Here is an 18,622-nt window from a genome sequence, read left to right as displayed (position 1 = left end):
CTGCAGCGGTGCGTTCGTCCGGAAACGTCTCGTCAGTCCCGAAAGGTGTGATCGTGCCCGATCAGGTTGCCCGAACGTCGGATTCACGGAGCAAGCCGGCAATTCTCACGGTGGACGACGATCCGGGTGTCTCCCGCGCGGTAGCCCGTGACCTCCGCCGCAAGTACGGCGAGAACTACCGCATCATCCGGGCGGAGTCCGGTGAATCGGCGCTCGAGGCATTGCGGGAGATCGCACTGCGCGGTGACCAGGTCGCCGTGCTGCTCGCGGACTATCGGATGCCGTCGATGAGCGGTCTCGAGTTCCTCGAACAGGCCATGGACGTGTTCCCCTTCGCGCGTCGCGTGCTGCTGACCGCCTACGCGGACACGGATGCCGCCATCGAGGCGATCAACGTCGTCGACCTCGACTACTACCTCCTCAAGCCGTGGGATCCGCCGGAGGAGAAGCTGTACCCGGTGGTCGACACCTTGCTCGAGTCGTGGCACGCCGCCGACATCCGGCCGATATTCGAAACCAAGGTCGTCGCAGGTCGCTGGGCGTCCCGTTCGTCCGAGATGCGAGAGTTCCTGGCTCGCAACCGACTTCCGTACCGGTGGTTCCTGGCGGACGAGCCCGAGGGTGCTCGACTCCTCGCCGCCGCCGGACACGACGACCGCACGCTTCCCGTGGTCGTGTGCGCCGACGGATCGTGCCTGGTAGACCCCACCGACACCGAGTTGGCCGACTACTTCGGACTGGGAACGACGCCGACGGAAGAGTTCTACGACCTCGTCGTCGTCGGTGGTGGACCCGCCGGACTCGGCGCCGCGGTCTACGGCGCCTCGGAGGGATTGAAGACGGTTCTGGTCGAGCGCACTGCGACGGGCGGGCAGGCGGGCCAGAGCTCACGCATCGAGAACTACCTGGGCTTTCCCGACGGTGTCTCCGGGGCGCAGTTGGCCGAACGTGCGCGTCGGCAGGCGGAGAAGTTCGGCGCCGAGCTGATCACCACGCGTGAGGTCGCCGGCCTCGAAGTGGACGGGCCGGCGCGCCTCGTCCGATTGACCGACGGCACCACCATCGCCGCCCACTCGATCATCCTGGCCACGGGAGTCTCGTACCGCCGGCACCCGGCGGCGGGTGTCGACGACTTCGCGGGTCGCGGCGTGTTCTACGGGTCCGCGGTGACCGAAGCGGTCGGGTGCACGGGACAGGACGTCTACATCGTCGGCGGTGCCAACTCGGCAGGGCAGGCCGCGATGTATCTGTCGAAGTGGGCGAAGTCCGTCACCATCGTCGTGCGCGCGGAGTCGCTGGAGGCGTCGATGTCGTACTACCTGGTGCAGCAGATCGAGAAGAACCCCGTCATCTCGGTCCGCTCCTGCACCGAGGTGACCGCCGCGGACGGGGACGGACACCTGGAACGGATCACGTTGCGCGACAGGGTCTCCGGCGCCGAGGAGACCGTCGACACCGGCTACCTCTTCCTCTTCATCGGGGCGGCGCCGCGGACCGAGTGGCTCGACGGTGTCGTGGTGCGCGACCGCCACGGCTTCGTCGTCTCGGGTCAGGACCTCACGGTCGACGGCACTCGACCGCCGGGGTGGTCGGTCGACCGCGCACCGCACCATCTCGAGACCAGCGTGCCCGGAATCTTCGCGGCCGGTGACGTCCGTGCGGATTCCGCCAAACGCGTCGCGTCGGCCGTCGGTGAAGGTGCGATGGCCGTCATGCTCGTCCACCGTTACCTCGCGCAACCCTGAACCTCGCGCACCCTGTGAGAGAGCTGGAAATCATGACCGAACTCGACTGCAGCACCGACGAACTGAAGACGCTCTTCCTCTTCGAGGCTCTCGACGAGCACCAGCTCGCGCAGCTGTGCGAGAACGGGCACGTGGAGATGATCGAGGCCGGTCCCGTGTTCGCCGAGGGTGACGACGCCACGTGCTTCTACGTCCTCCTGGACGGGGAACTGGTGCTGACCAAGATGTCGGGTGGCGAGAAGATCGAGGTCAACCGCACGTCGTCGCGCGGCGTCTACGCGGGCGCGTGGCAGGCGTACCTCGGGGACCGCGCTCCGCAGAAGTACATGTCGGGGATGGACGTGACGCGTCCGTCCCGGTTCTTCGTGCTCGACTCCGAGCGGTTCGGGGACCTGATGCGCGAGTGGTTCCCGATGGCCGTGCACATGCTCGAGGGACTCTTCTTCGGGCAGCAGAACAGCAAACAGGTCATCGACCAGCGGGAACGGCTGTTGGCTCTGGGGTCGTTGTCGGCCGGCCTGACGCACGAGCTGAACAACCCTGCTGCGGCGGCGGTCCGCGCGACGGCGGCACTGCGAGATCGGGTGTCGCACATGCGGCGCAAACTCGGGGTCATCGCCTCGGGTGTCTACGACACCGACTCGCTGACGGGCTTGATCCGTCTGCAGGACGAGGCCGCCGAGCTGGTCGGCAAGGCACCGGATCTGAGTCCGATGGAGGCCTCCGATCGCGAGGACGTGCTCGGTGAGTGGTTCGACGAGCACGGGATCACCGACGGCTGGGATCTGGCTCCCACCTTCGTCCAGGCAGGTATCGACTCGAACTGGCTCGAACGCGTCGCCGCGGACACCGGCAAGGACCTTCTCGAGAGCACGATCCGGTGGCTCAACTACACCATCGAGACCGAGCTGCTCATGAACGAGATCTCCGACTCGACGACGCGGGTGTCGACGCTGGTGAATGCGGCGAAGCAGTATTCGCAGATGGACCGTGCACCCTTCCAGCGCGCGGACCTGCGCGTCCTGCTCAAGAGCACGCTGGTGATGCTCGGACGCAAGATCGGCGACGACATCCGCGTCGTCAAGGATTTCGATCCCGCGCTGCCTCCGGTGGCGGCGTACGCGGCCGAACTGAACCAGGTATGGACCAACCTGATCGACAACGCCGTCCAGGCGATGGGCGGCCGCGGAACGCTCACGCTGAGAACCGCGCGGGAAGGCGAGACGGCCCTCGTCGAAATTTGCGACACGGGCCCCGGGGTGCCCGAGGAGATCCGCTCACGCATCTTCGAACCGTTCTTCACCACCAAACCGGTGGGCGAGGGCACCGGCCTGGGGCTCGACATCTCCTGGCGGATCGTGGTGAAGAAGCACGGCGGCGACCTACGGTTGCTGTCGGAACCGGGGGACACCCGGTTCCAGGTCAGGATTCCGATCGACGGGCCGACCGGCGCGCCGATGCCGACAGCGGAAGAGGAGATCTGATGACTGCAGGAATCGACCCGACGGCGGCGCCGAGCGGACCCGGATGCGCGGACTGCGAGGCCACCGGAGGGTGGTGGGTGCATCTGCGCCGGTGCGCACAGTGCGGTCACGTCGGATGCTGTGACTCGTCACCGTCGCAGCATGCGAGCGCCCACGCCGCCGGCTCCGGACACCCCATCGTGCAGTCGTACGAACCCGGCGAGACCTGGTTCTGGGACTACGTGACGGAGGAAGGTTTCGACGGACCCGAACTGGCTGCGCCGCAGCATCATCCGCTGGACCAGACCGTTCCCGGTCCTGCGTCGCGGGTGCCGTGGGACTGGCAGAACCGCGTCCGCTGACGCGCTGTCGAATCGTTACCTCGTTACTCACCGGTAGGTCATTCGGCGCGGTAAGGTCTGCGGTGCATTGCACGATGCATTCTCTCGCACAGCCTCAGGAGCCGTCCGTGTCGTTTCACTCCACCCAGTCCTTCTTCTCCTCCATCACACGTTCGGATCGAAGTCGCTCTCGTGCAACGCGATTCAGCGCAGCCGTCGCCGTCGGCGCCACCGTCGCCGCCGGCGCGATCCTCGGCACCGGTGTCGCCACGGCCGCCCCGGTCTCCTGCGTCTCGCCGCCGTCGGCCAACGACATCCAGGTGAACGGGACGGCCAGCTGCGGAGCGAAGGCCACCGGCGCCGGTGTCGCCACCTCGTCCGCGGCCGACAGCGGCACCGCGGTCAGCGTCGCCGACGGTGGCCGGTCCACCTCGAACGCGACAGGCTTCGGCACGGCGCTCAGTGCCGTTCTGGGAGCGGGCACCTCGTACTCGTACTCGATCGGCGGCGGTATCTCGCAGTCGTTCGCCACCGACGGCGGCACCTCCATCGCCATCGCCGGCTACGGCGGCGGCGCCACCGCGAGCACGGTCACCGGGGTGGACTGCGCCGGACTGAACTCCTTCGCTCTCGACCTCTCCACCGGACGGTCCTGCATCGCCGGTTCGTAGCCGAGTGAACGACACCGTCCTCGCCGTCGTCTGCGCGCTCGGCGCAGCGCTCTGCATCGCGGTGGGGACGGTGGTGCGTCAACGGTCGGCCTCGGCGGTTCCCGACGACGCCGTCGGGAGGCTGGGACCGATCACCGCGCTGGTGCGCGAACCACTGTGGTGGTTCGGCACCGTCGTGGGCATCGGGGGATACGCCCTCCAGGCCGCGGCACTCGGTCTCGGCTCTCTGCTGTTGGTGCAACCACTGCTGGTGACGTCGCTCCTGTTCGCTCTTCCTCTCGGCGCACGCTTCTCGGGGCGTGCCGTCGGGGCGAAGGACTGGGCGTGGGCATCGATTCTGACCGCCGCGATCGCGGTGCTCGTCGTGGTCGGCGACCCCCGGCCCGGCGTCGAACGCGCCGAGACGCGCCACTGGATCATCGTGCTGTGCATCGGGCTTCCGTTCGTCGCCGCCTGCGTGGTCGCATCCAGAACGGGGTCACGCTCGCGGCGGGCGCTGTTGCTCGGCCTCGCGGGCGGCGCGCTGTTCGGAGTCGCCGCCGTGCTGACCAAGGCCGTCGTCCATCTCGCCGGGCGAGGCATCGTTCCGCTGATGACGTCGGTCGAGCTCTACGCGCTGATCGGCGTGGCCGTCGTCGCCATCTCCCTGCAGCAGTCGGCATTCCAGGTCGGCGCATTGCAGGCATCGCTGCCGGCCACCACGGTGATGGAACCGATGGTCGCATCGCTGCTGGGCTTCGTCGTCCTCGGCGAATACCTCGACGCGGACCCCGAGGTGACGGCGCTCCTGGTCGCAGCACTGGTCCTGGTGCTGGTGGCGGCCGTCGCGCTCGCCCGGTCGGCGGGAGCGTCCGAGGACGTCGATTCCGCCCATCCTGCCCCGAACCCGGAGCGCCACTAGGCTCGTCGCATGAGTCCGATCGGTGGGGTGCTGTTCGACATCGACGGTGTACTCATGTCCAGCTGGCAGCCCATCTCCGGCGCGGCGGAGACCGTGAAGATCCTGCGGGACCACGACGTCGCGTGCGCCTTCCTGACCAACACGACGTCGAAGACGCGCGAGCAGATCGCCGACGCTCTCGGCGGCTCCGGGATCGAGGTCCACGCCGACGAGATCGTCACCGCCGCAACCCTGACGGCGGACCACCTGCGCACCACGTACCCGGGTGCTCGCTGCGTGCTCCTCAACAGCGGGGTCATCGCCGACGACCTGCCTGGAGTGGAATGGGTCGACACCGATCCCGACGTCGTCGTGCTCGGCGGTGCGGGCGAACAGTTCACGCACGACGCCCTGAGCCGCGTCTACGACTGGATGTGCCAGGGCGTGCCCGTCGTCGCGATGCATCGCAGTCTGATGTGGACCAACGAGAAGGGCCTGCGCATCGACACGGGAATGTATCTGACGGGAATGGAGTCGGCGTCGGGGCGCAAGGCCACCGCCGTCGGCAAGCCTGCACCGCTCGGATTCCAGACCTCGGCCGAGCGGATGGGTGTCGACCCGGATCTGGTCGTCATGGTGGGCGACGATCTGGACAACGACGTTCTCGCGGCCCAGGTCGTGGGAATGCGCGGAGTTCTGGTGCGCACGGGCAAGTTCCGTCAGGAGCGACTCGACCGGCACGCCCGCGACCAGTACGCGATGCAGCCCGCCTTTGTCGTCGACTCGGTCGCGGACCTGCCGGCCGTGCTGGACATCGGGGCGTCGTGATCTTGCCCCCGGGGTCCGAGTTCGCGGGTCACCGCATCGAGAGGATCCTGGGGCGCGGCGGCATGAGCGAGGTGTACCTCGTGCACCGGGAGGGCTCCACCGAGCTCGAGACTCTGAAGATCCTGGACGCTGCGGCATCGCAGTCCGAGGTTATCCGGCGCAAGTTCGTCGCCGAGGCGGAACTCGGCGTGCGACTGCGTCATCGGAACATCGTCGCGGTGCACGCCCACGGCGACTGCGACGGCCGACTGTGGATGTCGATGCACTATGTCGACGGATACAGCGCCGCACGGCTGGTGGCGCGCGGCCAGATACCGATGGATGTGCTGCGGGCCGCCCGCATCGTCGACGAGGTGTCGCACGCGCTCGATCATGCGCACGGCGTCGGCGTCGTGCATCGGGACGTCAAGCCCGCGAACATCCTCATCTCGACGGTGGTCGATCCGGGCGAACTCGAACAGGTCCTGTTGTCGGACTGGGGTATCGCGCGCATGGTCGACGAGAGGATGCCGCTGGTGTCCGACGACGGAACCGTCCTCGCGTCCATCGGGTACGCGGCGCCGGAGCTTCTCCGCGGCGAGACGCTAACGGCGCGGACCGACATCTACGCCCTGGGTGCGACGCTCGTCGAACTGTTGACGGGACGCACACCCTTCCCGCTGCCCACACAGTTCGCCGTCATGAATGCGCACCTCACCCGCACACCACCGGACATCAGTACCCGTCGCGCCGATCTTCCGAGGGCAGTCGACGCTGTCGTCCACCGTGCGATGGCCAAGGACCCGGCCGACCGTTTCGGCTCGTGCCACGACATGAGTGTGGCGGTGGCCCGTGCCCTCGAGGGATACGTGCCACCGCCACCGCCGCTACGGCCCTGGTATCGGCGTCGATAGTTACTCGGGTGCTTCGGGATCCACCGGACGGTTCGCGACGACGGGGTACTTGCCCGTGTATCCCATGCGCTCCTCCGCGACGGCCAGCACCCTCTTGCGCACCAGGAACCATCCGCCGATCAGCAGCGGCACGATGACCACGAGCGTGGCGACGGTCCACGTGCCGATGGGCGCGTCGAGTGCCATCAGCACCAGCACCGCGGCGAGGAACACCAGCGTCGCGTAGCTCGTGTACGGGGCTCCGAAGAGTCGGAACGACGGCCGGTCGAGAATGCCCTTCTTGCTCCAGCGGTAGAGCTGCAGTTGGCACAGCACGATCGTCGCCCACGAGGCGATGATGCCGAGCGCCGACATGTTCAGCACGATCTCGAACGCCTCGCCCGGCTTGAACGCGTTCAGCGCGACGCCGAAGAGTGTCAGAGCCCCGGTGAGGAGGATGCCGCCGAACGGAACGCCGTTCTTGCTCATCTTGGCCGTGAAGGACGGTGCGCTGCCGTTCATGGCCATCGACCGCAGGATCCGGCCCGTGGAGTACAGGCCGGCGTTGAGGCTGGACAGCGCCGCGGTGACCACGACGATGTTCATGATGGTGCCGGCACCCTCGATGCCGATGCGGGAGAAGAAAGTGACGAAGGGGCTCTCGCCCGACTTGTACGTCGTGTACGGCAGCAGCAATGCCAACAGGACGAGCGAACCCACATAGAACAGTGCGATGCGGACGATGACGGAGTTGATCGCTCGCGGCATCACCTTCGCCGGGTTCTCCGTCTCGCCGGCGGCGGTACCTACCAGCTCGACGGCGGCGTACGCGAAGACGACACCCGAGGTCACGATCACCAGCGGCCAGGCGCCGGTGGGGAACAGCCCGCCACTACTGGAGATGACGCCGAACCCGGTGGATTGTCCGTCGACCTCGAAGCGGCCCGCGAGGAACACGGTGCCGACGACGAGGAAGGTGACCAGTGCGGCCACCTTGATCATCGCGGCCCAGAACTCCATCTCGCCGAACCACTTCACCGAGACCAGGTTGACCGCGAGCACGATGGCCAGGGCGATCAGCGCGATGGTCCACTGAGGAATGCCCTTGAACGCTCCCCAGTAGTGCATGTAGGTGGCGACGGCGGTGACGTCCACGATCGCCGTCATGGCCCAGTTCAGGAAGTACATCCAGCCCGCGGCGAAGGCTGCTTTCTCTCCGTAGAACTCCCGGGCGTAGGAGACGAAGGATCCGGAGGACGGGCGGTGCAGGACCAGCTCGCCGAGTGCCCGGAGGATGAAGAAGACGAAGACGCCGCAGACGGCGTAGACGATGAAGAGGCCGGGGCCTGCGGATTCGAGTCGGCCGCCCGCTCCGAGGAACAGGCCGGTGCCGATGGCGCCGCCGATCGCGATCATCTGCAGCTGGCGCGGTTTCAGACCCTTGTCGTAGCCCTCCTCCTCGTGGGCCATCGCGGAATTGTCATAGGTGGTGTCGACTGCATCGGACACGGTGATGTCCTTTCGTCCGCGCGGGTAGGCGTGTTCGGTTTGTCCGATTCGGTTCTGCCACCGAGGAACTCGGCGCTCGTGCGATCTTTCTCCTCCGGTGTTCCGTCGTCGTTCCCGCGCGTGAACACCGTGTGAATCCCTGCTCCTTGCACTCGACCACCCCGAGTGCTAGAAATCTGTTTGGCACTCGCGTACTGTGAGTGCCAGGTCGACGAGGTGAGATCGGGAATCATCGACACCCCTGATCGTCCGTCGCGGGCACCGACTCGGCCGGATGTGGAAATGGAGCGACCCACCCGTGGTCGCTCGCGTGTCACCCCCAATCCGGAGGATCACTTCGCAATGGCCAAGATCATCGCGTTCGACGAAGAGGCACGCCGTGGCCTCGAGCGAGGCCTCAATGCCCTCGCCGACGCAGTCAAGGTGACGTTGGGCCCCAAGGGTCGCAACGTCGTACTCGAAAAGAAGTGGGGCGCCCCCACGATCACCAACGACGGTGTTTCCATCGCCAAGGAGATCGAGCTGGACGACCCCTACGAGAAGATCGGCGCAGAGCTGGTCAAAGAGGTTGCCAAGAAGACCGACGACGTTGCCGGTGACGGAACCACCACCGCGACCGTCCTCGCTCAGGCACTCGTCCGCGAAGGCCTGCGCAACGTCGCAGCCGGTGCGAACCCGCTCGGCCTCAAGCGCGGCATCGAAGCAGCGGTCGCCGCTGTCACCGAGTCCCTGCTCGCGTCCGCCAAGGAGATCGACACCAAGGAGCAGATCGCTGCTACCGCTGGTATCTCCGCAGGCGACGCGTCCATCGGCGAGCTCATCGCCGAGGCCATGGACAAGGTCGGCAAGGAAGGCGTCATCACGGTCGAGGAGTCCAACACCTTCGGCCTGCAGCTCGAGCTCACCGAAGGCATGCGCTTCGACAAGGGCTACATCTCCGGCTACTTCGTCACCGATGCAGAGCGCCAGGAGGCCGTCCTCGAAGACGCGTACATCCTGCTCGTGAGCTCCAAGGTGTCGACGGTCAAGGATCTGCTTCCCCTGCTGGAGAAGGTCATCCAGTCCGGCAAGCCGTTGCTGATCATCGCCGAGGACGTCGAGGGCGAAGCTCTCTCCACCCTCGTGGTCAACAAGATCCGTGGCACCTTCAAGTCCGTCGCCGTCAAGGCACCGGGCTTCGGTGACCGCCGCAAGGCACAGCTCGCCGACATCGCCATCCTCACCGGTGGAGAGGTCATCAGCGAAGAGGTCGGCCTCTCCCTGGAGACCGCCGGACTCGAGCTGCTCGGCACCGCACGCAAGGTCGTCATCACCAAGGACGAGACCACCATCATCGAAGGTGCCGGCGACGCCGACGCCATCGCCGGTCGTGTCTCGCAGATCCGCGCCGAGATCGAGAACTCCGACTCGGACTACGACCGCGAGAAGCTGCAGGAGCGCCTGGCCAAGCTGGCCGGTGGCGTTGCAGTCATCAAGGCCGGAGCTGCGACCGAGGTCGAGCTCAAGGAGCGCAAGCACCGCATCGAAGATGCCGTGCGCAACGCCAAGGCTGCTGTCGAAGAGGGCATCGTCGCCGGTGGTGGCGTGGCTCTGCTGCAGTCCGCTCCCGCACTCGAGAACCTCAACCTCACGGGTGACGAGGCAACCGGCGTGAACATCGTTCGCGTCGCCCTCGAAGCACCGCTGAAGCAGATCGCGTTCAACGCCGGCCTCGAGCCCGGCGTCGTCGCGGAGAAGGTCCGCAACCTCCCGCTGGGACACGGCCTCAACGCCGCGACCAACGAGTACGAGGACCTGCTCGCTGCCGGCATCAACGACCCGGTCAAGGTCACCCGCTCGGCACTGCAGAACGCAGCGTCGATCGCGGCTCTGTTCCTCACCACCGAGGCCGTCGTCGCCGACAAGCCCGAGAAGGCCGGAGCGCCTGCAGGCGATCCGACCGGTGGCATGGGCGGCATGGACTTCTGAGTCCAGCTCTGTCGTAGAAGCCCGGCCCACCTTCTGGTGGGCCGGGCTTTTCCGTGTTCGGATGTAGGCCATGAGAATGCTGTTCATCCACGGTGCCGGCGGCGAGGACGACGATCTGCCGCTGGCCGAGGGGCTCGGCTCCCTGCTCGGTGCGGCCGTCGACATGCCGCGCATCCCGGACGACGACATGTCCGTCGATGCGTGGGCGGCGTACGTGCGCCGCGGGCTCGATGCCGGACCCGACATCGTCGTCGCCCACTCCTTCGGCGCCACCGTCCTGCTGCACGTGCTCGCCTCGGTCCCGTTTCCCGCCGCCACGCTGCTGGCAATGCCCGACTGGACTACGTCCGGCTGGGACGTTCCTCAGTACGAATACTCCGCGCCGCTCGGGGTGTCTCTGTCGCTGCACCACTGCCGCGACGACGAGGTGGTCCCCTTCTCACACCTCGCCCTCGCCTCCGCGGCGCTCCCCGATGCTCGGGTGGTCGAGCACGAGCACGGTGGGCACCAGTTCGAGGGGGTGCTCGGGGAGGTGGCGGCCTCGGTGCACAGTGCCTGAGTGTCCACAACTCGACCCCATCGACGGGATCCCGTCGATGGGGTCGACTTCGGGTACCTCAGGCACGGGCTTTGCGTCGGCGTCGCACCACGGTGATGATCTGCTCCACCACCTCGTCGGTCTGTGCCTTCACGGTGGCTGCGGAATAGCGCAGCACCAGCCAACCTCCCAAGACCAGGTCGTTCTGGCGGACTCGGTCCCTGGTGAACGTATGCGGGTCGATGTGGAACTCGCGACCGTCGATCTCGACGATCACTCGTCCGCGTCGGTCGACCAGATCCCCGTAGTAGGGGCCCACCTCACCGTTGATCTCCAAGGGGAAGTTCCGCCGAGCGAGCGCCCTCGCCACCAGGCGTTCCGGTTCGGACAGCGTGCGGGGGCAACAGCGGCGAAGCTGTTCTCGTACGGCCGGAACGCCGTGCATACCGCGGGCTGCGTCGCAGGCCAGTGCGACTGCACGCCAGCGCACACGCTGCGTGAGTGCGTGGTCGACGAAGCGTTCCAGATCCGCCTCGCTCAGAGTCGTCGCGACGTCGACGAAGCACTGCTCCTTCGTCACGAGGGGAAGCAGGTCCTGGTAGACGACTGTGGTCAGGTGGCGGCGGTGCACCGTCACCCGCGGCGGGCTCCGGTACGAGGCTGTCAGCGGCACCGTGGCATGCACCGTCAGAGGTTGGGCGTCGAGCAGTCCCCACATCCACGCAGCGGTGTCGTGGCTGAACACCGCGGCGGGTTTCCAGAGCAGGACGGCCCGGCACACGTCCTCGTAGCTCGGTGGCACCGTCGAATAGATGGCGGGCAGCACCCTGTGCAGTGAGCCCGATGCGACGCGTCGCGCGATGGCACTCCTGCCGATCCCGTTGCGCAGCAACTCGGCTCGGCTCAGAACGGTCACCCGCACAGTGTGGACGCGCTCGTCCTGGTGGCGCCAGGGGTCGACGGTCGCCCTGTGGATAACCGTGCCTCAGCGTCCACAACTCGATCGAATCGACGGGATCCCGTTGCATCACGTGAGTTGTGGACGATCAGGCACGCAATCAGCGGCCGGGTACGTAATGCCTGGGGTTGTTCCGATGGCCGAGGGGCGGCAGGTTGCGGGCGGGGGTCTCCGCGAGCGGCGAGTTCGCGGGCTGCCGACCGGCAGCGATGTCGACGCCGGCTCGGGCGCGGGGATGCATACGCCGGCGCGCCGGGACCATGCGGAAGGCGAGGTTCACCAGTGTGCCGACACGGCGAAGCCACCGCTCGTCCCTGTCGGTCCAGTTGTAGCCCAGGAGATCTCGGACCGCCGGGTCGTAGAGGCCGACAGTCATCCGGACCGCGGACTTCTCGATGCCGGGGAGCAGCAGCCCCCACAACCGCCTGGGCAGCCAGGGGAGGAAGGGTGGCCGGGGGAGGGCGGACATGTCGAGCACCGAGCGTGCGGCGGCGGTGTCCTCGAGCACCTCGCGGCACATGTGGTCCCAGTAGCGCTGGAAGTCGGGCCAGGTCTCGGGAACCGGGCGCATGCTCATGCCGTACAGGGAGTACCACTGCCGGTGTTCGACGAACAGTTGCTCACGCTCGGCCTCGGTGATGCCACCCATGAAGTAGTCGGCGGTGAGCATCGTGCCGACGAAGAACGTGGCGTGCGCCCAGTAGAAGACGTCGGGATCGAGGGCGTGGTACGGCTTCCCGTGGGCGTCGAGACCGCTGATGTCCTTGTGATAGTTACGGATTCGAGCGCCGGTGTCCGCGGCACGGTCGCCGTCGAAGACCACGCCGCCGATCGGGTACAGCGACCGCATCACGCGCTGCCATCGCTCGGACTCGAAGGTCGAGTGCTCGGTCACGGCAGCGCCGAGGGCCGGGTGCATGTTCTGCATGGAGCCGGCCCAGGGCCCCTGCAGCATGCCGCGCCAGTCCCCGAAGTATCGCCAGGTAAGTGACTCCTGCCCCAACGGCTGACTACGCATGTTGTCACCGTAGGGTCCTGGGTGGACGGTCGTCAACAGTGAGGTGTCGCAACGTGACCACGCTCGAGGCCCGACGGGAGCAGCGGCGCGCAACCCTGCTGGCGGTCGGGGTGGAACTTCTCGGCTCGGTCGGTCGGCCCGCGGTCACCGTGCGCTCGGTGTGTTCGCGCGCCTCGCTCACCGAACGCTACTTCTACGAGAACTTCACCGATCGGGACACGTTCGTGCGCACCGTCTATCGCGAGGTCGCCGAGGGTGCGCGCGAGGCACTGGTCACGGCCGTGGGTCAGGCCCGTCGCCCGGACGAGCGCGCCCGCCGCGCCGTCACGGCGTTCGTCGAGTTGATGATCGACGAACCGGCTCGTGGCCGAGTGCTTCTGACAGCGCCGTTCGTGGATCCTGCATTGAGCACGCTGGGCATGACGACGATGCCCGTCTTCGTGTCGGTGGTGGGCGAGCAGCTCGAGTCCGACGAGGTTGACCGGCAGTTGACGGCGACCGGCGTCGTGGGGGCGCTCACGGCTCTGTTCACGATGTACCTCGACGGCGGAATCGAGGTCGATCGACAGCGGTTCGTCGACCATTGCATCGATGTCGTCACCTCGGCCGGCCGCGGTGGTCGACGGGCATGATGGACCCATGGCACCAGTGATCAGCACCGTCAGGGCCGGGGTTCTCGACGTCGCCTACGAGCGCCACGGCGATCCGGCGGGGCGGACTGTCGTACTGCTGCACGGCTTCCCGTACGACCCCCGCTGCTTCGACGATGTCGCGCGCATCCTGGCGAAGCAGGGGTTCGATGTGGTCGTTCCGTATCTGCGCGGCTTCGGCCCGACACGCTTTGCCGACGCAGAGGCGATGCGGTCGGGAGAACAGGCGGCACTCGGCCACGACCTGCGTGACCTGATCGCGGCGCTGGACCTCGACCGGCCACTCGTCGCCGGGTACGACTGGGGCGGCCGGGCCGCGTGTGTCGTCGCAGCCGTCTGGCCGGAGTCGGTGTCGGGTCTTCTCAGCGTGTCCGGGTACCTGGTGCAGGACCGCGCGGCGGCTGCGACGACGCCGGCGCCACCGCATCTGGAGAAGAGGTACTGGTACCAGTACTACCTCCATTCCGAGCGAGGTCGCGCCGGTCTGGCGGCGTACCGCGCGGAGATCGCACAGACACTGTGGACCGACTGGTCGCCGACGTGGAGGTTCGGTGACTCCGAGTTCGCCGCCACGGCGCCGTCGTTCGACAACCCGGATTTCGTGGACGTAGCCGTTCATTCGTACCGCCACCGGTACGACCTGGCACCGGGTGACGCGGCGTACGCCGAGACCGAACAGCTGTTGGCGACGCAACCGCGAATCACGGTGCCCACCATCGTGATCGATCCGACGGAGGACACCGTGGCGGCGCTGTACGGAGTATCCGACCACTCGGCGCACTTCACCGATCTGATCGACGTCCGCGCCGTCGACGCCGGGCACAATCCGCCCCAGGAACTCCCGGGACAATTCGCCGACGCCGTCCGGACGCTGGCGGAGAACTAGTCGACTGCGAGCTCTCCCAGCTCGTTCCAGTCCGTACCGTCCACTTCCTGGCTGATGATCTTCGGGGTCTCCTGCAGGTACGGCGGGAGGTCCTTCTGCGCCTGCTTGAAATGGTCCGACTGGACGTGGGCCGCGCCGGCATCGGGATCGCGGAATGCCTCGACCAGGACGTACTCGGTGGGGTCGTCGAGCGTGCGCGACCAGAAGTACCAGAGGCATCCCTCTTCCGCCTGACACGCCTCGGTGAAGGCGCGCGAGATCTGCGGCCAGTCGTCGGCGTGCTCGGGCTTTACTCTGAACTTGGCGGTGATGAAGATCAACGGGGCTCCTTCGAACGAGCGGACAGGTCGACTCCCTGTGTACCCCCTCGGCCCGCACTAGTATCGCGAGCATGGCAGCCACGTCACCGGCGATCGAGCTCGATGTCCGCGGACGCACGGTGCGGGTGTCCAACCCCGACCGCGTGTACTTCCCCGCGAGCGGCGCGACGAAGCGGGATCTGGTCGAGTACTACCTGTCCGTCGGGGACGGCATCGTGCGCGCACTTCGCGAGCGGCCGTGCATGATGCACCGCTTCCCGGACGGCCTGGCGGGGGAGAAGGTGCATCAGAAGCGCCTGCCCAAGGGTGCTCCGGACTGGATGGAGACCGTGAAGGTCACCTTCCCGCGCTACAACCGCACCGCGGACGAACTCTGCGTCACGGAACTGGCGCACGTGATCTGGGCCGTGCAGATGTCGACGGTGGAGTTCCATCCATGGAACAGTCGCCGCGCCGACGTGGAGAGTCCGGACGAGTGGCGGATCGATCTGGATCCGATGCCCGACTGCTCGTTCGACCGTGTCCGACGTGTCGCGTGTGTGGTTCACGAGGTGCTGGACGAACTGGGCGCTGTCGGATGGCCGAAGACGTCGGGTGGCAACGGGTTACACGTCTATGTCCGTATCGCCCCGGATCACGGGTTCAAGGATGTGCGCAGGGCTGCACTGGCGTTCGCCCGCGAGGTCGAGAGGCGCGCACCCGAGGACGTGACTACGACGTGGTGGCGTAAGGATCGCGATCCTTCGAAGCTGTTCGTCGACTACAACCAGAACGCGCGGGATCACACCATCGCCAGCGCGTATTCGGTGCGCGGGAATCAGGATGCGACCGTGTCGACTCCGATCACGTGGGACGAGATCGCGGACGTCGAGCCCGGTGACCTGACGATGTACACGGTGCCCGCGCGGTATGCCGACCTGGGCGATCTGCACGCCGGAATGGACGATGCGGCGTACTCGATCGAGCCGCTGATCGAATGGGCCGAGCGGGACGAGCGGGAAGGACTGTCCGAGCCCGAGGAACAGGCGTGATCCTTCCCTGACGCCTGTGGGATGTCACTGCTGTTCACGCCATCGTCAGTGTAGACCAAACGAATGATTCGGGGTCATAAACCGGCACTGGGTCGGTTTGTGTGGCAGAATACGTGCAAATCGTACAAAGCAGCGCGGCCGGTCGGACTCGCTCGTCGAGCGTGAGAACCGAGCGTGCTGCCTGTCGTTAGGACTGCACATGCTCTGCCGCCTCTGCGGATCCACCGACCTCGAGAGCGTCCTCGACCTGGGGGCCACTCCTCCCTGCGAGTCGTTCCTCACTGCCGCGCAACTGGACGACCCCGAGCCCACGTATCCGCTCCATCTGCGGATCTGCCGGGAATGCCTGTTGCTGCAGATTCCGGCGCTGGTGACACCGGCCGAGACGTTCACCGAATACGCGTACTACTCGTCGTTCTCGAGCAGCTGGGTCGAACACGCCCGGACCTTCGTGACGGGGGCTGTCGATCGGCTCGCCCTGTCGGAGAGCTCGTTCGTCGTGGAGGTCGCCAGCAACGACGGATACCTTCTGCAGCACGTCGTGGACGCCGGCATCCGATGCCTCGGCATCGAGCCCAGCGCGAATGTCGGTGCAGCGGCGCGTGATACCGGCGTACCCACCGAGACGGCGTTTCTCGACCCCGACACCGCGGCGCGAGTGCGTGCCGCGCACGGTCCGGCCGATCTGGTCGTCGCGAACAATGTCTACGCGCACATCCCGGACGTCGCCGGCTTCACCGAGGGTCTGCGGGCCCTGGTCTCGGACCGGGGCATGGTCAGCATCGAGGTGCATCACGCACTCCACCTGGTGGCCGACGCCCAGTTCGACACGGTCTACCACGAGCACTTCCAGTACTGGACGGTTCTGACCGCGACGAGGGCGCTGGCCGAGGGCGACCTGACCGTCGTCGACGTCGAGGAACTCCCCACTCACGGTGGCTCCATCCGACTCTGGGCGACACCGTCGTCGAACGCGGGGCCGCCCAGCGAGCGGATGCTCGACATTCTCGCTGCCGAGCGCCGTGCCGGCCTGCACCACGTCGACGGGTACCGCGGGCTGGAGAACGCGGCGCGCGCCGTGCGCGCCACTCTGCTCGAGTTCCTCCTCGAATGCCGTCGGCGCGGTGAACGAGTGGTCGGGTACGGCGCGCCGGGCAAGGGCAACACCCTGCTCAACTACTGCGGCATCCGGACGGACCTCGTGGAGTACACCGTCGACCGGAACCCCTACAAGCACGGTCGATACACCCCGGGGACCCGCATCCCCGTGCACCATCCCGATCGCATCGCGGCGGACGAGCCGGACGTGGTGCTGGTCCTGCCCTGGAACCTCGAGCGCGAGCTCACCGAGCAACTGGGCTACGTCGCCGACTGGGGTGGGCGCGTCGTGTTCCCGCTCCCCGTTCTCCACACCGCGGACTACTCGCGGTCCGACACATCGGAGGCTCTGTCATGAAGGTCGTTCTCTTCTGCGGCGGTTACGGCATGCGCATGCGCAACGACCGCAACGACGAGATCCCGAAGCCGTTGCAGATGGTCGGACCCCGCCCGCTGCTCTGGCACATCATGAAGTACTACGCCCACTACGGGCACAAGGACTTCATCCTGTGTCTCGGCTACGGCGCAGCCGCGATCAAACAGTTCTTCCTGGACTATCACGAGGAACAGTCCAACGACTTCGTCATGCGCGACGGCAAGGTGGAATTGCTGAGCACCGACATGAGCGACTGGTCGATCACGTTCGTGGACACCGGAGTCGAGTCGCCCATCGGCGAACGTCTGCGTCGTGTCCGCGACCATCTCGGCGGCGATCGGTACTTCCTGGCCAACTACTCCGACGTGCTCACGGATGCGCCGCTGGACACCATGATCGAGCGCTACCACGAGTCGGGCGCCGTCGCGTCGATGCTGGTGGTGCCGCCGCAGTCGAGCTTCCACTGCGTCGACGTGTCCGAGACCGGCGAGATCAAGGACATCGTTCCGGTCAGCCGTTTCCCGATCTGGGAGAACGGCGGCTACTTCGTCCTCAGCCAGGAAGTCTTCGACCACATTCCCGAGGGCGGCGATCTGGTCGGCGATGCCTGCATGGCGCTGGCAGGTCGCGGCGAACTGTTCGGGTACCGGCACCAGGGATTCTGGAAGCCTGCCGACACCTTCAAGGAACGCGCGGAACTGGACAACGACTACGGCCGCGGCATCCGCCCGTGGGCGGTATGGGAGGGCGCACAGGACCGGCCCGCATTGTCGAGCGTCGTCGCATGATCGGCCTGTCCCCCGGTCGTGTCCGCTCGGTGGCCGTCCTCGGGGCGCACCCCGACGACATCGCCATCGGTGCCGGAGGGACGCTCCTCGACCTCACCCGCTCGGGCGAGACCGAAGTTCACGCTCTCGTACTGACGGGCGGGGGCACCGATCGTGAGGCCGAGGAGCGAAAAGCACTGTCGGACTTCTGTTCCGAAGGTCCGCTCTCGCTCACCGTGCTCGACATTCCCGACGGTCGCACCCCGGATCACTGGAGCGCCGTCAAGGAGGGCCTCGAGAAGTTCCGCCGCACCTGCGAACCCGACATCGTCCTCGCGCCGCAGCGCCGCGATGCGCACCAGGATCACCGACTGCTGGCGGAGTCGGTCCCGACCGTGTTCCGCGATCATCTGATTCTGGGCTACGAGATCATCAAATGGGAGTCCGATCTCCCGACTCCCAGCTTCTTCCATCCGCTCGGTGACGAGATCGCCGTGCGCAAAGCGGAATTGCTGGCAGTCCACTACCCGTCCCAGCATCACCACGACTGGTACGACACCGAGACGTTCCTCGGCCTCGCCCGGGTACGAGGGGTGCAGTGCCGCAACCGATATGCGGAGGCATTCGTCGTGGAGAAGATGCTGCTGCGGACGGAGCATCCACCGTCGGAACGTCCGACGGCGCACCGGAAAGGCTTGTGAAG

At 66.8% G+C, this 18,622-nt stretch carries 19 protein-coding genes; 15 read left to right on the top strand and 4 right to left on the bottom strand.

Annotated elements, in window-relative coordinates; all coding sequences use genetic code 11:
- Positions 1-47 precede the first annotated feature (47 nt).
- The 7 genes from AC0IX4_RS07110 (at position 48) to AC0IX4_RS07080 (ending at position 6,821) form a co-directional block, all read left to right on the top strand.
- A complete protein-coding gene (locus AC0IX4_RS07110; RefSeq protein ID WP_442971149.1) occupies positions 48-1,745 on the top strand; it encodes an NAD(P)/FAD-dependent oxidoreductase in 1,698 nt (565 codons plus the stop codon).
- A 32-nt stretch (positions 1,746-1,777) separates the two neighbouring features.
- On the top strand, positions 1,778-3,229 hold the full coding sequence (locus tag AC0IX4_RS07105; protein ID WP_042574974.1) for an ATP-binding protein: 1,452 nt from the start codon (positions 1,778-1,780) through the stop codon (positions 3,227-3,229).
- The gene (locus AC0IX4_RS07100; RefSeq protein WP_042574973.1) at positions 3,229-3,570 is read left to right on the top strand and encodes a UBP-type zinc finger domain-containing protein; all 342 of its coding nucleotides are present in this window, start codon (positions 3,229-3,231) and stop codon (positions 3,568-3,570) included. The genes AC0IX4_RS07105 and AC0IX4_RS07100 overlap by 1 nt, the downstream gene beginning before the upstream one ends.
- 107 nt (positions 3,571-3,677) lie before the next feature.
- Positions 3,678-4,220: a DUF6764 family protein gene (locus AC0IX4_RS07095; RefSeq protein ID WP_231568699.1), complete on the top strand. Its 543-nt coding sequence runs from the start codon at positions 3,678-3,680 to the stop codon at positions 4,218-4,220.
- 4 nt (positions 4,221-4,224) lie between these two features.
- Positions 4,225-5,121 (top strand): DMT family transporter, encoded by an 897-nt coding sequence (locus tag AC0IX4_RS07090; protein ID WP_056073964.1) that lies wholly within the window; start codon positions 4,225-4,227, stop codon positions 5,119-5,121.
- Between the two features lie 9 nt (positions 5,122-5,130).
- Positions 5,131-5,928: an HAD-IIA family hydrolase gene (locus tag AC0IX4_RS07085; RefSeq protein ID WP_042574971.1), complete on the top strand. Its 798-nt coding sequence runs from the start codon at positions 5,131-5,133 to the stop codon at positions 5,926-5,928.
- Positions 5,925-6,821 (top strand): serine/threonine-protein kinase, encoded by an 897-nt coding sequence (locus tag AC0IX4_RS07080; protein WP_042574970.1) that lies wholly within the window; start codon positions 5,925-5,927, stop codon positions 6,819-6,821. The genes AC0IX4_RS07085 and AC0IX4_RS07080 overlap by 4 nt, the downstream gene beginning before the upstream one ends.
- Here AC0IX4_RS07080 and AC0IX4_RS07075 read toward each other — a convergent pair whose 3' ends face one another.
- Positions 6,822-8,270 carry an amino acid permease gene (locus AC0IX4_RS07075; protein WP_471828803.1) on the bottom strand — a complete coding sequence of 483 codons (1,449 nt, stop codon included), beginning with the start codon at positions 8,268-8,270 and terminating at the stop codon, positions 6,822-6,824.
- A gap of 381 nt (positions 8,271-8,651) precedes the next feature.
- Between AC0IX4_RS07075 and groL the strand changes: the two genes are divergently transcribed.
- Complete coding sequence (gene groL, locus AC0IX4_RS07070; protein WP_042575006.1) at positions 8,652-10,277, top strand: chaperonin GroEL; 1,626 nt, start codon at positions 8,652-8,654, stop codon at positions 10,275-10,277.
- 70 nt (positions 10,278-10,347) lie between these two features.
- Entirely contained in the window at positions 10,348-10,836 is a 489-nt protein-coding gene (locus AC0IX4_RS07065) for an alpha/beta fold hydrolase (RefSeq protein ID WP_471828517.1), read from the top strand.
- A 58-nt stretch (positions 10,837-10,894) separates the two neighbouring features.
- On the opposite strand, the gene AC0IX4_RS07060 is transcribed toward AC0IX4_RS07065, so the two are convergent.
- Entirely contained in the window at positions 10,895-11,731 is an 837-nt protein-coding gene (locus AC0IX4_RS07060) for a DUF559 domain-containing protein (protein ID WP_471828516.1), read from the bottom strand.
- A gap of 142 nt (positions 11,732-11,873) precedes the next feature.
- Positions 11,874-12,791, bottom strand: coding sequence for an oxygenase MpaB family protein (locus AC0IX4_RS07055; protein ID WP_471828515.1), 918 nt, complete (start codon positions 12,789-12,791; stop codon positions 11,874-11,876).
- 53 nt (positions 12,792-12,844) lie between these two features.
- Between AC0IX4_RS07055 and AC0IX4_RS07050 the strand changes: the two genes are divergently transcribed.
- Positions 12,845-13,423, top strand: coding sequence for a TetR/AcrR family transcriptional regulator (locus AC0IX4_RS07050; RefSeq protein WP_197074770.1), 579 nt, complete (start codon positions 12,845-12,847; stop codon positions 13,421-13,423).
- Between the two features lie 7 nt (positions 13,424-13,430).
- On the top strand, positions 13,431-14,327 hold the full coding sequence (locus AC0IX4_RS07045) for an alpha/beta fold hydrolase (RefSeq protein ID WP_197074769.1): 897 nt from the start codon (positions 13,431-13,433) through the stop codon (positions 14,325-14,327).
- On the opposite strand, the gene AC0IX4_RS07040 is transcribed toward AC0IX4_RS07045, so the two are convergent.
- Entirely contained in the window at positions 14,324-14,647 is a 324-nt protein-coding gene (locus AC0IX4_RS07040; RefSeq protein WP_042574964.1) for a putative quinol monooxygenase, read from the bottom strand. The two genes, AC0IX4_RS07045 and AC0IX4_RS07040, sit on opposite strands and share 4 nt — an antisense overlap.
- Before the next feature lie 71 nt (positions 14,648-14,718).
- Here AC0IX4_RS07040 and ligD point away from each other — a divergent pair, with 71 nt between their 5' ends.
- From ligD to AC0IX4_RS07020, 4 genes are all read left to right on the top strand, one after another.
- Positions 14,719-15,678 carry a non-homologous end-joining DNA ligase gene (gene ligD / locus AC0IX4_RS07035; RefSeq protein ID WP_471828514.1) on the top strand — a complete coding sequence of 320 codons (960 nt, stop codon included), beginning with the start codon at positions 14,719-14,721 and terminating at the stop codon, positions 15,676-15,678.
- A 199-nt stretch (positions 15,679-15,877) separates the two neighbouring features.
- Entirely contained in the window at positions 15,878-17,134 is a 1,257-nt protein-coding gene (locus AC0IX4_RS07030) for a methyltransferase domain-containing protein (RefSeq protein ID WP_471828513.1), read from the top strand.
- Positions 17,131-17,940 (top strand): glycosyltransferase family protein, encoded by an 810-nt coding sequence (locus tag AC0IX4_RS07025; RefSeq protein ID WP_056073955.1) that lies wholly within the window; start codon positions 17,131-17,133, stop codon positions 17,938-17,940. Before AC0IX4_RS07030 ends, AC0IX4_RS07025 begins: the two co-directional genes overlap by 4 nt.
- Positions 17,937-18,620 (top strand): PIG-L deacetylase family protein, encoded by a 684-nt coding sequence (locus AC0IX4_RS07020; RefSeq protein WP_471828512.1) that lies wholly within the window; start codon positions 17,937-17,939, stop codon positions 18,618-18,620. Before AC0IX4_RS07025 ends, AC0IX4_RS07020 begins: the two co-directional genes overlap by 4 nt.
- The last annotated feature ends 2 nt before the right edge of the window (positions 18,621-18,622 follow it).

Source organism: Rhodococcus sp. AC861, assembly GCF_979256035.1.
The sequence above is the reverse complement of the archived record's forward strand: the minus strand, read 5'-3'. Positions and strand labels throughout refer to the sequence as shown.

What these genes read in the sequence shown, in the direction of transcription:
- AC0IX4_RS07105 (WP_042574974.1), top strand. Translation starts at nt 1,778, where the DNA reads ATGACCGAACTCGACTGCAGCACCGACGAACTGAAGACGCTCTTCCTC.
- AC0IX4_RS07100 (WP_042574973.1), top strand. Translation starts at nt 3,229, where the DNA reads ATGACTGCAGGAATCGACCCGACGGCGGCGCCGAGCGGACCCGGATGC.
- AC0IX4_RS07085 (WP_042574971.1), top strand. Translation starts at nt 5,131, where the DNA reads ATGAGTCCGATCGGTGGGGTGCTGTTCGACATCGACGGTGTACTCATG.
- AC0IX4_RS07075 (WP_471828803.1), bottom strand. Translation starts at nt 8,270, where the DNA reads ATGGCCCACGAGGAGGAGGGCTACGACAAGGGTCTGAAACCGCGCCAG.
- groL (WP_042575006.1), top strand. Translation starts at nt 8,652, where the DNA reads ATGGCCAAGATCATCGCGTTCGACGAAGAGGCACGCCGTGGCCTCGAG.
- AC0IX4_RS07065 (WP_471828517.1), top strand. Translation starts at nt 10,348, where the DNA reads ATGAGAATGCTGTTCATCCACGGTGCCGGCGGCGAGGACGACGATCTG.
- AC0IX4_RS07055 (WP_471828515.1), bottom strand. Translation starts at nt 12,791, where the DNA reads ATGCGTAGTCAGCCGTTGGGGCAGGAGTCACTTACCTGGCGATACTTC.
- AC0IX4_RS07045 (WP_197074769.1), top strand. Translation starts at nt 13,431, where the DNA reads ATGGCACCAGTGATCAGCACCGTCAGGGCCGGGGTTCTCGACGTCGCC.
- ligD (WP_471828514.1), top strand. Translation starts at nt 14,719, where the DNA reads ATGGCAGCCACGTCACCGGCGATCGAGCTCGATGTCCGCGGACGCACG.
- AC0IX4_RS07030 (WP_471828513.1), top strand. Translation starts at nt 15,878, where the DNA reads ATGCTCTGCCGCCTCTGCGGATCCACCGACCTCGAGAGCGTCCTCGAC.
- AC0IX4_RS07025 (WP_056073955.1), top strand. Translation starts at nt 17,131, where the DNA reads ATGAAGGTCGTTCTCTTCTGCGGCGGTTACGGCATGCGCATGCGCAAC.
- AC0IX4_RS07020 (WP_471828512.1), top strand. Translation starts at nt 17,937, where the DNA reads ATGATCGGCCTGTCCCCCGGTCGTGTCCGCTCGGTGGCCGTCCTCGGG.